Here is a 15,974-nt window from a genome sequence, read left to right as displayed (position 1 = left end):
GGGTCAGCCCTTGACCGCTGAGCTGGCCACACCTTCAATAATGTATTTCTGGCCGAGCAGGAAGACGAGGATCATGGGAATGATTCCGGCTGTTGCAGCGGCCATCATGCCGTTGTAGTCGACATTGTTCTCCAGGATGAAATTCTGCAGCCCGAGCGGGACGGTGAACAGATCATGGTCAATCAGGAAGACGAGCGCATTCTCATAGTCATTCCAGTGCCAGGAGAAGTCGATGATGGCCAGCGTGGCCAGCGACGGCTTAGCCATCGGCAGGATAATGCGCGAGAAGATACGGAAGTGGCCTGCGCCGTCGATGAAGGCGGCCTCTGAAATTTCATGAGGCACGGAGAGGAAGAACTGCCGCATCATGAATACGCCGAAGATGGTGAACATTCCGGGCAGGATCAGCGCCCAGTGGGTGTTGTAGATGCCGGCCCAGTCGAACATGATGAATTTGGGCACGAACAGCACCTGCGGGGGAACCATCATCATGGACAGATAAACCATGAACATGGTGTTCCGCCCTTTGAACTCAATTCTGGCAAACCCATAAGCGGCTAAGGCGGACAGGGATACGGCACCTATAGTGCTCAGAATAGCCACCTTAAGGGAATTCAGATAGTAAGGCACGAAGCTGCCCTGACCGGTCCAGACCTTAACATGATGGCTCCAGTTGAAATGGCTGGGAATCCACTGGACCGGATATTGAAAGACCTCGGCAGGTGTCTTGAATGAAGTGCTGATCATCCAGATGAAGGGTACAATCATGACGATGCTGAAGAACAGCATGATGAGTGTGGCAATGCTTTTGGTAACTACGGCTTTATTCATGTTCTCAGCTCCTTAGTAGTGAACCCAGCGTTTCTGGCCCAGCCATTGAATCACGGTGAAAATCAGAATGATCAGGAACAGGGCCCAGGAGACCGCTGAAGCATAGCCCATTTCGTAATAGCGGAAGGCATTCTGATAGATGAACAAAGATAACACGGTGGTGCTGTTCCCCGGTCCGCCCTGCGTGATCGCCTGAATGATCCCGAACTGCTTGATCGACATGATCAGTCCGGTAATCAGCAGCAGGAAGGTGGTCGGGCTGACCAGCGGCCACAGGATACTGCGGACTGTCTGCCAGGTGCGGGCACCGTCGATTTTGGCGGCTTCCAGCAGCTCGCCGGACACTTCCTGCAGGGCGGCGAGGTAGATGATCATGTTATAGCCGAGCATGAACCAGATCCAGATGATGTCGATCGCATACATGGAGGTTTCCATGGTGGACAGCCAGCCGGGAGGATTCGCGATGCCGACCGAGCGGAGAATACCGTTAATCGGCCCGTTGTTCGGATGGAACAGCAGCATCCAGACAAAGGCTACAGCGACTCCGCTTGTAATATAAGGCATGAAGTACAGGGCGCGGAGCAGCTTTTTCAAATACACGGACCGGTTCAGCACAACGGCAACGATGAACGCCAGCCCGATCGAGACCGGGACAGAGACCAGGAACAGCAGTGTGTTCTTGATAGCGATATAGAATACCTCATCCCCAAGCATCCGCCGGATGTTGGCCAGCCCAATAAACTTGGTATGGGGACTCATAAACTTATAGTCTGTAAACATGAGATAGAAAGAATAGACGGCAGGTATGATGAAAAATAAAATCACGCCAATCATATTTGGCCCGATAAACAGATAGCCCAGGTACTGCTGCCGCTTCATCCAGGATGCCTTCACATAGCCCCACTCCTTTAGGTCTTTTGATTACTTTGATTACACTACAAGCATAACAAGCGATCTAAGAGGGGTTAAGGAACAAAACCAACGACTTCATGCTACAGAAATATACATTTGCCCCGTATCGGCGGGCGGCCCGATCGTAGTTTTGTTCTATCCCGGTTCACAGCAAACAGCGGCATTCCCGGAAGGAAGGCCGCTGTTTAGTAGAGCTAAGCGTTTATTGAAGCCAGGCTATATGCTTACAGATTCTGTATTATGCCGCTGAGTATGCCGGTACTGGCTCGGCGTCTGCGCAGTGAGGCGTTTGAAAATTTTGATGAAATAGTTATCGTTGACGAAGCCGACCCGGTTGCCAATCTCGTATACCGGCAGATCGGAGTGGATCAGGAGCCGGATGGCCTGGTCCACTCTTATCTGATGCAGATAATGGATCAGGGTCTGGCCGGTTTTCTTTTTGAACAGGGTGCTGACATAATTCTCGGCCATCATGACATACTGGGACATCGACTTGACGGTAATATCCTCATCATAGTGGGCGTGCAGATACTGGAGGATCTTCTGGATCTCGGGATGGCTGGTGATCTCCTCATGAGGCAGCGGCAGGGGAACAGCAGAACCGGGCGGGCCCGCGTTTGCCTTGCGGTTCTCCTGGCTCTTCACCAGTTCATTATTGATCTTGCGCAGTGTGTCGCGCAGTGAATTCACACTCATGGACAGCTTCAGGATATAGTTGGAGGCCCCGTATTCCATCGCCTGACGTACATTCTCGAAATCGCTCATACAGGTAAGCATGACGAAGCGGGAATCGTAGCCCTCTTCACGGGTTCTGCGCAGCAGCTCGACGCCATCCATCTCCGGCATGACAATATCCGAAATCACCAGATCGGGAGCATCCTGCCGGATCATCTCCAGCGCTTCTGCACCATTGCCCGCTTCTCCGCTGACAGTGAACCCGAGCTCTTCCCAGGCAATAATCTCGCGGACGCTCTCCCGTACAAAAACCTCATCCTCGACCAGCAGTACTTTCCACATATGTGATTCCCTCCCGTATAAATGCGCTTAAGCCGGATGTTCGTTGCCGTAAGGTGCAGACAATAGAAGCGGTATAGTGAAGCGGACGGTGACACCTTCACCGGTGGAGAGAACCTCCAAAGTCCCCTCTTCGCGATAGAGCAGCCGCAGGCGCTCCTGAATATTGCTCAGCCCGATACCCGGACGCTTGCGCGGGACCTTGTTCAAACCTGCCTGCTCCATGCCTACGCCGTTGTCCCTGATCTCTACAATCAGCCGGTTCTCTTCGCGGTGCACGATCAGCTCAATCAGGCCGTTGCCGGGCAGTCTGCTGATCCCGTGAATAATAGCGTTCTCGACCAGCGGCTGGAGGCTGAGCTTGGGAACCAGCGCATACAGAACATCCTCGTCGTAGCGGCAGGTTAATTCGAATTTGTGGGCGTAGCGGACCTGCTGGATATGGACATAGGCCTCTACAAGCTCTATCTCATCCTTCAGGTGGATCAGGTCCTTATCGGTATTCAGACTGGCCTCCAGCAGCTTGCCGAGCGACAGGGTCATGTTTGTAATATCCTCATTATGCTCACGGATGGCAATCCATTTAATTGTATTCAGCGTGTTCAGCAGGAAGTGGGGATTCGTCTGGGCCAGCAGCATCTGGAAATGTACAGCCTCCTTCTGGCGCTCCTCGGCCTTCAGCTTCTGGATCAGCAGGTGAGTATCGTCAAGCATGGTATTGAAGGTCCGGGTCAGATCCAGGATCTCCCCGCTGAATTTATGCTCCGGCAGGCGGATCTTGAGGCTCTTCTGCACGGCCGCCTTCATCTTGTTCTGCAAATGGGACAACGGGCGTGTGATGGTCGTAGCAATCACGAAGGTCATCATCAGGAAGATGCTCGTCAGGACAAAGAACGTAATAAAGTACTGCTGCTTCAGCCCTTCGATCTCCACGAACAGCACAGACAGCGGAATCCGGTTGACGATATACCAGTCCAGCGATTCCACATAAATGTAATTAATCAGCGAATTCGAATCCTTGTCGATAAAATACTGCTGTCCGGGCTGCCCGGCGAACCCTGCCTTCACCTTCGCAGATAAAAGACTGCCTGGAACGGACTGGGAGATATCTTCTCCCGAGCGGGTGATCAGGAAATACTGCTGCTCCAGGTCAGACTGCTTATGAATGGAGCGCAGCCAGTACGTATAATCGATGCTGATCCGGGCCATTCCGTAAGGCTTGTTCCGGGCATCCTCCAGGTATGCGTACAAGGATAGAAGGTAGGCGCTGGTAGAGACATCGCGCAGCACGTAGTTGGTATCATTGGGCACCCAGTGATAAGAGCCGGTATTCATCTGGCCCCGGTCAAACCCGGGATTGGCCTTTAGATCCGAGTAGATCAGCGAATCCTTGGGCGGATAAGAGGTGTATGCGCTTTCAGTTAAGTCCAGAATCATGAAATAGACCGAAGGATTGTACAGGAAGAAGCTGTTGTTCAGGTTCTTGAAAATATTCTCCATCAGCCGTTTATTCTCCAGCTCATTACGCTGTCCGGGATGGAGCAGCACGGACTTGACGGTGTCATCCTGCTTCAGGAACAGCAGCGTCTTGAAGGCAATGCTGATCTGGTCCTCCAGCGTGCGGTACATCTGCTCCAGCTGGTAGTGGCTTTGCTGGCTGATTTTCTTCTGGACCAGCGTCTCAATGCGCTGGTAGTTATACATATTCAATGCGCCAAAGGGCAGCAGAATCAGACATACAAAGGCGGTAAACAGGCGGTATTTCAATTTCTGGGGAATCAGAATTCGCATGAGCTTTGACACACGGCTGCACCTCCAAACACGATTGCACCTGCCCGGTCCGGGAGGATAAGGGTCTCTATGGTTTAGATTATAGCATAATAAAAAAGCAGCACAGCCAATACCTTAAATTGCATGGTTTTGTTCCAGCGGGCACGGATTGCCTGCTATAAATACATAGTTTTGTTCTACTCGGGCTGCTTGACAGCGGAAAAAGACGGTGCGAGTGCTAATGAGGCCGCCTGCCCGCCTGAGTTTACAACAGCATGAACCGATAACCCTGTTCGGACCATATACATTGGTGGAACGACGAACATTCCAAATACCAAATGTAGAGTATCCACCAGTACTATAGTCATAAAAACTATTAGTAGATACAGGATTGAAATCGGAAAGTAGTGCCGGAAATCCATCTACGAACAAGTATCCGCATATAACGTATCTTTACGCAGTATATAATTTTGTTTTTTCCAAATATATTTAATCTCTTAAGGATTTGTAAAACTTTTTGCAAAAAAACACGTTAATATATACATCCCATTATAAGGAGACTAATGATGACCGCTAAGAAAATAATTGCTGTCGCTTCCGGTATTTTAATCACCAGTACGCTTGTCGGTACTTTTTATATTAATAATATAAATCAAGCCAATGCTCAGCCAAAAGGTGTAGAGCAAGTGAACATCAAGCAAGGAAATACTTCTTTAGCTGTTTCGCCTGTACTAGTAGCTGATATGCCTAAGATTCCTGTAATAAGCGACTCGCCCGAGAAAGACATATCTGATTTATTGTTGAAAAATGAATTACCTGACGAGATTTACATTGTACAGGTGATGAAATTATTAGCTACCACTGAGCAAAACCTTACTGTTACAGCTCAATCAAAAGAACAGTCCATAGAGATGACCTCTGAACGATTAAATACTTTAAGTGAAGTTCTAAAAAAAGCTGAGGAAACGCATAGTTACAACAACACACAACTACTTACCGATATGCTGGAGAACTGGATAGCAGAGAAATACTCGTCCCTCTCAGAAGATCTTGAGGTACTACAGAGAATTGAAACGTTAAATGAAGAAGCATTTAAGGCTGACCGAGCTAAAAAAGAAGCGGAGACAGCCAAAGCTAAAGTTGCATTTATCCAAAAAATTCAAAAGGCTGTAGGCGAACAAAAGGAATTATCACAAGAACATTTTAAATCTGCTCTGGAAAACTGGTTTAGCACCCCACACAGTACGAAAGAGCCCTACCAGCTTACAGTTTTAGAAAGAAAGAACATTGCCGAAAAGGTTTATCCTGAGGGAACACTGATAAGTCTAGATGATGTACTGGCGGAATATGAGAAGATGTTCTCGGATCCAGAAATGTTTACTTATGACCGCTATGTGGCTTTAGCGTATTATTTAACATCTGGTCAAAATAAGGCTGATAGTTATCATTTTCAAACATTTTATTCACTGCCTTATTTCCCAACTGAGGCAACAGATAAAGCAACGGCAGCTTATTTGATGTCCGAATCCTATGTCACTCTGCATAATTTTGCGGACCAACTGAAATAAAAGCGAACATTGAAACAATAAAAGTCTATACTTTGTTGAACATAATCGCCGATCTAGAGAAGGCAGATATTCTTTTCTTCTCACGGTGTACAGAAAGGCTAGCCCAAGGTGATCTTCATTACGAGGCCGTCCTATCGGGCATTTAAATTGCGGTATACGGACGTGTTTTCCGTTCAATTAAAATTGGCACACAACCCTTACTTTTTCCGCGATCGGAAACCATCTTATTCAGTTCCAAATGCCCAAACGTTTCTTCAGAGCAAATGGGCGTGTGATGCCGGCCCAGTTCCTCCAGAGATATCTCGTTATGTATATTGTTACAATCAGAAATGGCCTTATTAGGTGTTTCAGCGAAAGGAATGGGTATAAATATGAACAATTCTATCGTTAAATTTCGAAATATTTTTATTTTAATGATAGTATTTATAGATATAATTTGGTTATTTTCTTCTATCATCAATTATGATATTACTATATTTAAAAAAAGTAACTTTATAATTCCTATCGTACTACACATGATTCTATTTTTTTGGCTAGGCTACAAAAGTAAAGGAAGAAAGCTAATTCCGTTTGTTATTTTAATTATTCTTTCTTTTCTTCTTCTGATTAAGAATTCATTTGCTCCAGTGTTTTATCCATACAGCTACGAACATCTAAATGCCCCTGGAAATTATAGTGAAGTTATAGTTGAACATCGAGCTAATATAATAGACCAAGGCATTACACAGTATCGTGTCTACCAAACGAAATTTCTGGGTTTATTCTTAACTGAGTTAACGACTAAGGAATTTATTATAGAAGAACCACACGACTTATATCTTTCCCAAGAAGATATTTTTAATTACTCTGCTCCAGAATGGACGAGAGAGACAGTTAGTTTTGATACCTATAAAGGAAAACTTACGCTCAACCTCAAATAACACAGTATAAAGCCCCAAACATTTATATTTTCTTATGTTTGGGGCTTTATATTTCTAAATATAGTAAAAGAAATACGACGTAGCTGTATGCACAGCGTTGAGTTAATTCATCAAACGAGCAATCACGTCTCTGAAACCTCTTAAATCCCTTTCCCTCCGCATCCGTATATGAAATGGAGTCTCCATACGTATTTTTTAAATTAGAGTATTTCTCTATTTCCATTTTTGTCTGTATCGCAGCTTCTACTTATTCTGCTTCAGGTACTCGTTATGCCGGGTTACCATGGCCTGCACCGTCTGATCCAGTGACTGCGAATCGAGGAAGTATTTCTCGTATTCCTGTGAGCGCAGATCCATAACCTCCTGAGGCAGACTGCGTACATAGGTCGGAGTCTGATTGTCAAACATGACATACATCAGGGAATCCAGATCGTAGGAATCGCTTTTGTCGCCAATGAGACTTTTCACCGCATCATCCTGATTGGCATCCTTCGAAGCCGGCAATCTTCCGCCTGCTGCCATCGGTGACATGCCGCCATCGGAATACCATTTCAGGAATTCCCAGGCCGCTTCCTGCTTCTTGGACTTGGCATTAATGGAGATATAATCACCTAATCCCCCGCGGGACACATAATCACCCGCAGCTTCTGTGAGCCTCGGGACCGGCGCGAAGGCGATGGTGAAATCACGCGGGAAATCCGTGAAGTTATTCGAGCTGCGCAGCAGCCACGCCCCGATATTGAGCATCGGTACCTCTCCGCTGAGGAACACCTGCTCGACCGGCATTTTGGACGTCAATTGCTCGCCAAGCGGCGGTGTGGTCTTATCGTCCTTCATCATTCCGTTCAGGGTTTCCAGCCATTGCTTGACGAGCGGATGATCCAGATTGGAGGTGCCGTCGGCCTTAGTGTAGCCCTCCTGGGAGAGCACGGAGTCGATAGGGTCTACGAACGGCTCCATATTCTGAATGAATCCGTACTGGTCGCCGGTCTTCAGCTTCTTCGCATATTCACGCAGCTCATTCCAGGTCCATTCCTTCGGAACCGGCAGGTTCGCCGCGTCAAGAGCCTCTTTGTTCAAAGCGATGAAGAACGGGCTTTTGGTAGTGGGAACGCCGTAATACTTGCCGTCAATTTTCCAGCTCTCGGCGTCAATGCCCATTTTCTCGTCGATATTGTAATCGGTAAAGGCACTTAGATCCAGCGCCAGACCCGATTCTACCCGCTTGGAGGCATGGGAGATCGTGTAATTCACGAATAAATCTACATCCTGCCCGGTGATCATGGCCGTATCCAGCTTGAGGTTCCCGTCGTCGTCATTAACAAAGCGTACATATTCCACCTGAATTTCGGGATGCTCCTTGTTCCAGCTATCAATGACCTCCTGCGGTCCGGATTCCGGCGGAACGCCGCCCCACATTTTGAGGGTTACCGGGCTTGCAGATGTTGCCCCATTGCCTTTGGCAGGGCTTTCATTATTGGCTGCAGATGAATTGCTGCTGTTACCACAGCCTGTAGCCAGGCCCATTATAAGAACGAGTGATGTAATTCCGGCGATCCAGCGTGTTTTTTTCAAAAGCGACAACCTCCCTGTATAACTGTATAGGCTTGCAAATCAAGAATAGCAGATCGCAAAAAGCCTCAGAAGTAACAAAAAACCTGAGAATATGGAACATAACTTTACATTTCACCGGCTGGATACTGCTCTTGTGCAAGGAAACGTTCTATCTCACGGTTATATCATCCCATTGTGTAAAAACACAATCATGGCAGATATAGTTTTTCTTTTTACCCAAAATGCGGCAGGATATCCTATGTTATGATTCTTTACATAAGAGATCCACACAAGACGGGAGCGAATAACAATGATTATTGGTGTACCTAAAGAAATTAAGAATAATGAAAACCGTGTAGCGATTACCCCTGCTGGAGTGGTAAGTCTGGTAGCCGATGGACATAAAGTACTGGTTGAAGCCGGAGCCGGCGCGGGCAGCGGATTCCTGAATGAGGAATATGCCACAGCCGGAGCAGAACTGATTGCAGAAGCCGCAGCGGTCTGGGCTGCCGCTGAAATGGTTATGAAAGTTAAAGAGCCGCTCGAAAGCGAATATGGTTACTTCCGTCCGGGTCTCATTCTCTTCACTTACCTGCACCTTGCTCCAGAGCCTGCCCTTGCAGCTGCCCTGAAAGACAAAGGCGTATTCGCCATCGGCTATGAAACTGTAGTGGATGGACGTACACTGCCGCTGCTCACACCGATGAGCGAAGTAGCCGGACGCATGTCCGTGCAGCTCGGCGCACAGTTCCTGCAGAAGAACTACGGCGGACAAGGCATTCTGCTCTCCGGTGTTCCCGGCGTAAGCCGCGGTAAGGTTAGCATAATCGGCGGCGGCGTGGTAGGTACTAATGCAGCTAAAATGGCGATCGGCCTTGGCGCAGAGGTTACCATTGTCGACCTTAGCGCGGACAGACTGCGTCAGCTGGATGATATCTTCGGTTCTCAGATCAGCACCCTGATCTCTAACCCATATAACATTGCCAAAGCTGTTGCTGAAGCAGACCTGCTGGTAGGCGCAGTGCTGATTCCGGGGGCTAAGGCTCCTAAGCTGGTGACTGAAGAAATGGTCAAAACCATGAAGCCTGGCTCCGTCATTGTAGACGTGGCCATTGACCAGGGCGGTATCGTTGAAACGATTGACCGTGTCACCACACATGATCATCCTGTATTCGAGAAACACGGCGTTCTGCACTACTCGGTAGCAAATATGCCGGGTGCCGTGGCCAAAACCTCGACCATTGCTTTAACCAACGTAACGGTTCCATATGCGCTGCAAATTGCAAATAAAGGCGTGTTCCAGGCGATCGAAGACAATGCCGGCCTGAAGAGCGGTGTCAACGTAGCCAACGGAAAGATCACCTGCCAAGCCGTGGCAGAAGCTCTTGGGGAAGAGTACTTCACGGTAGAGAAAGCAGTAGAACAAGAGTTCACTCTGATCTAGCATATAGAGCTTACAGATCACACAAGAGTAGAGGGGTACCACCTTACAGTCCGGCGGGCAATCGCCGGGCTATTTTTATGCAGACTGAATGTCCATGTCAGGTTTCCTCCGTGTTTCTTGGATGTTCCTATAGGCAACTGCCAAGCGGTGTAATATAATGTAATCAATTCTACAGAGAAATTGATTAAAGCTTCTGTTATTCTTCAGGTTGGGGTGGGCACATTGACAGAATCAGAGCATACATTTGACCGTTTTTTTGACAGCATGGAATCCCTCGCGGATACCATCAGCGAATCGCTTCAGTCGCAGGTGACGATTGAGGACAGCAACCATCATGTGATCGGGTACAGCTCCCATCAGTTTGAGAGCGATCCGGCCCGTATCTCGACCATTATCGGCAAAAGAGTTCCGAATACGGTGATTATAGGCCTCCGCAAAAAAGGGGTCATGCATGATCTGGAGAATACCAGCCACCCCATCCGCATTCCTGCAGTCATGGAGGTAGGTCTGGGCCCCCGCTTGGCTATGTGCATCAAACACCAGCAGGAGATTCTCGGCTACATCTGGGTGGTGGACCGCGGGAATCTCGCCGAAGGCCATGCCGAACGGATTGTCGAAAAAGCCGCAGGCATTGCCGGGCGTTATCTGCTGAAGCAGCGGGGCTGGAAGACGAAGCAGGAGAAGACATTCGAGGATTTCTTCTGGAAGCTGCTGACCTCGCATTATGAGAGCGAGCTGCGCATCCGCCAGGAGGCGGAGGCCGGGTCCATTCTGCTGCCGGAGAGCTATTATATCGGGGTACTGGAGAGCGATAAGCCGGTGGATGAGCATTTCCTGCAGAATTTCCGCCGGATTATGGATGCCTATGCCGGACAGCGGCTGCTGTTCCAGACTGCCGAGCAGAACCGGCTGATTATTCTGTTCTCGTTTGTGTTCCCGGTGGAAGGGACGGAGCGGCTGTCCTCGTTCGTGCAGAAGCTGATCCGGGATATGGGCGCAAGCGAAGGCTGCAGGCTTAAGGCCGGCTGCAGTCCGGGCTACCGCGAATATACTTCTGCGGCCGCCGCTTACCGCGAAGCGCTGCAGATTCTGGAGATTAAGAAGCTGCTGCCTTATCACGCCCGTGAGCTGCTGCTCTATGAAGAGATTGGCTTCTGGGCCTACCTTCCGGCCATTCTGGAGCAGAAGCGCAGCCGCACACGGCGCAGCGCTCTGCTCTACCCGCTGAAGGAGCATGACCGCGAGCATAAGAGTGATTTCCTCAAGACCATTGCCGTCTACCTGACGATGAACGGGAATCTGAAGGAATCGGCCGCCTTTCTGCATATCCATACCAATACATTAATGTACCGGCTGAACCGGATCGCCGAGATTACAGGCAGGAGCCTGAAGGAAACGGATTACCGTACATCCATTTATCTCGATATTCTGACCGAGGAGACCGCGCAGGTGAATGGCTGGTTCCAGGAGACGCCCGGGTTCAAGGAGTAACTGCCTCTGCTTCCCATTTTCACAAATATAGATTGAACAATAGAACATATTATCTATGAAAATATAAAAAAACCAATCCATTCCGCCTGTTTTCTGTCAGTTGCTTCTGTGATGTCAAGGTTCTCGAATGCACGAATGGTATGAGCGGCTGGGCTGCCTTCGCAGTCAGAGCTTATTTCATCGCTGCTCAAGTAGCCGGTGCCTGCTCATAATAGCTCCATATAACTAGAGAAGCAAGGACCAGGATGTCTTATCATCCTATCCTTGCTTCTTTGTGTTACAGTCAGGGGCCGAGCAATAGAGTACCGATAAACATGAAGGCGAAATAGATAAACAGGGCAGATATGTTGGCAAATATAAGTAAACCGTCAATTCTTGATTCAGTTTTCCGGTAAGCTAGCACACCAGACAATATCCCCACAGGAGGTAGTACAAAAGTGGATATTATACCAGTTCCGTTGAACCAGGAATCATCAAAAACAAAAACCGTATCGATGATAAACAGGAGAACGGCCACACAAAATGTAATTACCGCTATATTTCGGAATAATCTGGCGTTCATCAAGCTTCAACCCTCTCTTTAAATGCCTAATTATGTAAAATAATAACATTAATCACTCCAACGGTCTATTCTGAGTAGGGATTCAAGCAATACAAAGCAGCCTGATCATTGAAGTCCGATATCGAACATCATGGAACAGGCTGGCTCTTTATTGAATGACGACTATGCTTAATCCTTAATCTTCTTGATTGTTTCATTAAGTTCACTGACAGATCTAGCTTATCAAGCTTTTCACCTAGGGTCTGCAGAATATATCATTGAGGGCAATGGTCTGCTGAATTTATCCAAAAGCTTTGGATAATGCTTTAAGTGTTCCCAAGCATATATGCACAAAAAGATTCTATAACTCGAAAACGTCTTTACTCATGCGGCATTCCTCATATCCACCAAACAGCGCATGATCAGCCCGCTCCCTCAGCTTAATGGTAAAAGTCTTGACCAAAGCTCTGCATATCCATACCAACACATTAATGTACCGGCTGAACCGGATTACCGTACATCCATTTATCTCGATATTCTGACCGAGGAGACTGCGCAGGTGAATGGCTGGTTCCAGGAGGCGCCCGGGTTCAAGGAGTAGTCTCTTCATGTGCAGATATAAATTCAAGAAACTCCACGATAATTTCTGAGGCGGCCTCTTCATCGGGTAACCGGGCATACTGGCTCAACTTCTGTATATCTGGCTGGAATAATTCAAGGAGCTGCAGCATCGCTGCGGCTTCTTTATTTTTGGCCGCTTGGATCAGTCTTGTAATTTCGTTGTCTGAGATAGCTGGTGGATGATCTTCTTTTTCCATTTGCTCACCGCCTGTTGGCTCATATTGAATTGCTTGGCGACCTCCGCTTCGCTGTACCCTTCCAGATAGAGGTTATATAAGATGGATTTTTCAAAAGCAGGCAGGCCTTCCGTGAGCTGCTCAATCATTATTTTGTTCTCGGAAGCTTGAGTAAAGTTTGTTCCAGCCTGTATATTGTCAAAAAGCGGAGATTCCAGCCGTCCGGCCTTTTTAGCCCTATACTGTACTCTCCAACCTATCCGGCAGAGTTCATTCCGGTAGCGTTCATATACCGTTTGTGCTCTATCCAAAGCGGATTACCCCTTTCTGGAAATAAAAATAATAATATGTATATATGGGCGTGTATGATGATTATCGATGAATAAATAGGAACATATGTTCTGTTTTATTGTATCATAGTTGAATAGATGGATGCCAATATTGGGAAATTTAATATTTTTTTATTTTCAGGTTGTATTTTAGCTGCCTAATTTACCTTATAAGTGAAGGCATCCGGGCCTATCTGCTACTCAGAGGGAGCTTGATACAAATGAAGAAGGTGCTATACGTACCATTGGATGACAGACCCGTCAATCTGGACGATGTTATGACTCAAGGGAAATCGGCAGGAATCCATGTAATCACCCCGCATGTAAATGATCTTAGAAACCGTCTGGATTCGCACAAGACATCATCGGGGACCACCTTACTAACGACATCTTCACCGGCATATGGAGACACCGCCCGCATCCGGAAATTTATTCTTCATCATGCAGCGTCTGCAGACGGCTTTATAATCTCTACGGATATGCTCGCCTACGGGGGCCTGATCGGAAGCCGCCGTCTCCGGGCGGACGCGGGGGGAGCTTATCCGGCCTATGATCCTGAGATCACGAACCTGCTGGATGTGATCCGTTTAGTGAAGCAGTCTTATCCGGACAAGCCGGTGTATGTGCTGGATACGATTATGAGGCTGGCTACAACGTCTTTTGCAGAAGGTCTGGACTTGGCGGCCTATACAGAATCACGCAATTTCATGCTTCAGCCGCGAAGAAGCTTTACGCAGTTTGCCGATATTCTCAGCGGATATAATCTGTCTCCAACCGGTTCCTATGGCAGCACGGCTACTTTCGATAAAGAACAGTATTACAATACGAGACAGCATAAGTTCAAAACGAACCATTACATTCTGGAGAAGCTGGCGCAGGAGGGATATATTGATTTTCTTGCGGTAGGTGTGGATGATGCCAATACTCAAGGGGTGCAGATTAACGAGATTCACTTTGTAGAAGAGTGCATTAATGGCTGGCTCGGCGGCATGAATGGTCAAAATCCGGAGCGTGCAATCATTCTGCCGGATGCAGACGGACTGGGACAGGCGTTATTGGCGCGTATGGCGAATCAGCTCTATCGTAACGGGGCGAAGACGGAGTGTGCCGTTCAATACTTCGGACCCCATGGCTCTACCATTACGAGTCCGTATGAATATATGGATGTACATCAGAACATTCTGCGTCATGTGGACATTGTGGGTGCAGCGTCTGAGTCTGTGGGCGGTTCAGCTGCCTTGGAGATTATCGCGGTTACCGCTGCGGATCAGACGCCGGCTGCGGTTGACCGCCTTGCGGCTAACCACGCCAATGGTGTTCTGTCTGTAGTGATTGATTTTGTCGGCAGCGGTGCAGCGGATGCTGCGGTAACTGAAAGCCTGCTGGGCAGCCGGCATACCGGAAGTATATTAGGATATAGCGGCTGGAATACGCCGGGTAACAAAATCGGGATAGCGCTGGGCATGGGCCAGGCCCGGTATGCATTGTTGGTTACCGAGACAGATGCGGCGGCGCTTAGCTCTGCTGTTAACGCTCACGGGTCGCTTTTATTCAAACGCTTCTTGAAAGATTACTATTACAAAAGGCTGGCTATTGGTGAAATCCGGGAATATTCAAGAGCCCATTCGTTATATGTGAATGTCGCTGCGATTGCAGATCAAAATATGCTTTTGTTTAATAGTCCGGAAGACTATTCTCATTTACAAGCTCTGCTGAGAGAGCGGATGCAGACACATACGGCCACCCTTGGCGGGACAAATGCATTCCTTATCGGGAGTCCTGAACCAGCCTGCAGTATCCGTCAGATTAGCGGAGCTGCCTGGTCATTTGCGGAATATTCCAGTGCGGCACTTCATTACCATGATCCCGGTTATATTTGGGGCCGTGCTTTTGAAATTACTTTGAAGCCTAGCCTAACCTTACACAAGAAGCGCAAGAATTAATATAATTATTGAAGATAAGACCCCACTCTGTGGGGTTATTTTGTGCTGGGCGCAAAGTCCCACGCACCAATATGAGGCCCGACACGTACAATAACCTATATTTCATGACAAGAAGATGAAGGGGGGAAGCAGGATGGGGTATGGATACACGGCTCCTGCGAATCCGGCATTCGAGATTAAAATGCGGGGGGAGATTATCGCTGCAGCCAGAGCGATGAACGCCGGGGGGACGGACTTCTCGACATTCAAGAACTCCCGCTGCAATCCAAGATATTGGAATCGTACGGCGGGCGGCGGTTTTGAATTGAAGGCAGGGGTTAGCCCTTCTGCAGCAATCAATGATATTTTTGTAAATGGACAGCTGTATGCCTTCGAATGCGCAATGGCGATGGTAATGATTCTATATAGAGCGACCATCAGTATGATCGGTGAGAATGCCTTCGACCGCTACTTCACCGATCTGTACCTGTGGGACTGGAACTATGACAGCAATCTGAAGATGATCACCACCTTCAATCCGTCGGAATTACAGCCGGGGGATGTAGTCTACTTCAAGAATCCCGATCATGATCCGGATAAGCCGGAGTGGCAGGGGGAGAACGCGATTATGCTGTCGAATGACCGCTTCTACGGGCACGGGCTGGGTATTAAGAGCGCATCCGAGATGATCACTTCACTCAACAGGGAAAGAGTGCCGGGCAGCCGGACCTCAGCATACCTGGCGGATGAGGGACTTCACCCGGACTTTGCCTATATAGCTACATTAACAACACGTTCCGGCCTGCCGTTATCCGGTAAACGTGGAGCCAGCACGGCCATCTACTCCAGAATAGGCGTCAGATCCTATATCATCAGATAGA

14 protein-coding genes and 1 pseudogene are annotated in these 15,974 nt (G+C 48.2%); 7 read left to right on the top strand and 8 right to left on the bottom strand.

Annotated features, from left to right (window positions below; translation table 11 throughout):
* Positions 1 to 3: 3 nt before the first annotated feature.
* From NSU14_RS31040 to NSU14_RS31025, 4 genes are all read right to left on the bottom strand, one after another.
* Positions 4 to 831, bottom strand: a complete 828-nt coding sequence (locus NSU14_RS31040) for a carbohydrate ABC transporter permease (protein ID WP_042132834.1) — start codon at positions 829 to 831, stop codon at positions 4 to 6.
* Between the two features lie 12 nt (positions 832 to 843).
* Positions 844 to 1,725 (bottom strand): carbohydrate ABC transporter permease, encoded by an 882-nt coding sequence (locus NSU14_RS31035; protein ID WP_042132835.1) that lies wholly within the window; start codon positions 1,723 to 1,725, stop codon positions 844 to 846.
* 234 nt (positions 1,726 to 1,959) lie between these two features.
* A complete protein-coding gene (locus NSU14_RS31030) occupies positions 1,960 to 2,760 on the bottom strand; it encodes a response regulator (protein ID WP_042132836.1) in 801 nt (266 codons plus the stop codon).
* A 27-nt stretch (positions 2,761 to 2,787) separates the two neighbouring features.
* The gene (locus NSU14_RS31025) at positions 2,788 to 4,560 is read right to left on the bottom strand and encodes a sensor histidine kinase (protein WP_156118504.1); all 1,773 of its coding nucleotides are present in this window, start codon (positions 4,558 to 4,560) and stop codon (positions 2,788 to 2,790) included.
* 530 nt (positions 4,561 to 5,090) lie between these two features.
* On the opposite strand from NSU14_RS31025, the gene NSU14_RS31020 reads away from it, so the two are divergent.
* Positions 5,091 to 6,095, top strand: a complete 1,005-nt coding sequence (locus NSU14_RS31020) for a DUF6241 domain-containing protein (protein WP_336102162.1) — start codon at positions 5,091 to 5,093, stop codon at positions 6,093 to 6,095.
* 145 nt (positions 6,096 to 6,240) lie between these two features.
* On the opposite strand, the pseudogene NSU14_RS31015 reads toward NSU14_RS31020, so the two are convergent.
* Positions 6,241 to 6,354 (bottom strand): annotated as a pseudogene (locus tag NSU14_RS31015) (IS30 family transposase); the annotation flags it as partial.
* Positions 6,355 to 6,466: 112 nt separating this feature from the next.
* On the opposite strand from NSU14_RS31015, the gene NSU14_RS31010 reads away from it, so the two are divergent.
* Positions 6,467 to 7,015 carry a hypothetical protein gene (locus NSU14_RS31010; RefSeq protein WP_340949050.1) on the top strand — a complete coding sequence of 183 codons (549 nt, stop codon included), beginning with the start codon at positions 6,467 to 6,469 and terminating at the stop codon, positions 7,013 to 7,015.
* Positions 7,016 to 7,258: 243 nt separating this feature from the next.
* Here NSU14_RS31010 and NSU14_RS31005 read toward each other — a convergent pair whose 3' ends face one another.
* A complete protein-coding gene (locus NSU14_RS31005; RefSeq protein ID WP_340948392.1) occupies positions 7,259 to 8,590 on the bottom strand; it encodes an ABC transporter substrate-binding protein in 1,332 nt (443 codons plus the stop codon).
* A gap of 289 nt (positions 8,591 to 8,879) precedes the next feature.
* Between NSU14_RS31005 and ald the strand changes: the two genes are divergently transcribed.
* The 3 genes from ald to NSU14_RS36090 all read left to right on the top strand — a co-directional run bounded on the left by ald (position 8,880) and on the right by NSU14_RS36090 (position 12,587).
* Positions 8,880 to 10,013, top strand: a complete 1,134-nt coding sequence (gene ald / locus NSU14_RS31000; RefSeq protein WP_076243467.1) for an alanine dehydrogenase — start codon at positions 8,880 to 8,882, stop codon at positions 10,011 to 10,013.
* Between the two features lie 213 nt (positions 10,014 to 10,226).
* The gene (locus tag NSU14_RS30995) at positions 10,227 to 11,504 is read left to right on the top strand and encodes a PucR family transcriptional regulator (RefSeq protein WP_340948391.1); all 1,278 of its coding nucleotides are present in this window, start codon (positions 10,227 to 10,229) and stop codon (positions 11,502 to 11,504) included.
* A 984-nt stretch (positions 11,505 to 12,488) separates the two neighbouring features.
* Positions 12,489 to 12,587: a helix-turn-helix domain-containing protein gene (locus NSU14_RS36090; protein ID WP_076243468.1), complete on the top strand. Its 99-nt coding sequence runs from the start codon at positions 12,489 to 12,491 to the stop codon at positions 12,585 to 12,587.
* A 48-nt stretch (positions 12,588 to 12,635) separates the two neighbouring features.
* On the opposite strand, the gene NSU14_RS30990 is transcribed toward NSU14_RS36090, so the two are convergent.
* Both NSU14_RS30990 and NSU14_RS30985 read right to left on the bottom strand, forming a co-directional pair.
* Positions 12,636 to 12,863 carry a helix-turn-helix domain-containing protein gene (locus NSU14_RS30990; RefSeq protein WP_144026044.1) on the bottom strand — a complete coding sequence of 76 codons (228 nt, stop codon included), beginning with the start codon at positions 12,861 to 12,863 and terminating at the stop codon, positions 12,636 to 12,638.
* The gene (locus NSU14_RS30985) at positions 12,809 to 13,153 is read right to left on the bottom strand and encodes a sigma-70 family RNA polymerase sigma factor (RefSeq protein WP_076243469.1); all 345 of its coding nucleotides are present in this window, start codon (positions 13,151 to 13,153) and stop codon (positions 12,809 to 12,811) included. Before NSU14_RS30985 ends, NSU14_RS30990 begins: the two co-directional genes overlap by 55 nt.
* Before the next feature lie 239 nt (positions 13,154 to 13,392).
* Here NSU14_RS30985 and NSU14_RS30980 point away from each other — a divergent pair, with 239 nt between their 5' ends.
* Both NSU14_RS30980 and NSU14_RS30975 read left to right on the top strand, forming a co-directional pair.
* Positions 13,393 to 15,114, top strand: a complete 1,722-nt coding sequence (locus tag NSU14_RS30980; protein ID WP_340948389.1) for a DUF4127 family protein — start codon at positions 13,393 to 13,395, stop codon at positions 15,112 to 15,114.
* A gap of 133 nt (positions 15,115 to 15,247) precedes the next feature.
* Positions 15,248 to 15,973 (top strand): protein-glutamine gamma-glutamyltransferase, encoded by a 726-nt coding sequence (locus NSU14_RS30975; RefSeq protein WP_076243471.1) that lies wholly within the window; start codon positions 15,248 to 15,250, stop codon positions 15,971 to 15,973.
* Position 15,974 lies beyond the last annotated feature (1 nt).

Source organism: Paenibacillus sp. FSL R10-2771 (assembly GCF_038000205.1).
Taxonomy (GTDB): Bacteria; Bacillota; Bacilli; order Paenibacillales; family Paenibacillaceae; genus Paenibacillus_AQ; species Paenibacillus_AQ phytohabitans.
This window is presented reverse-complemented; position numbering and strand designations above follow the sequence as displayed.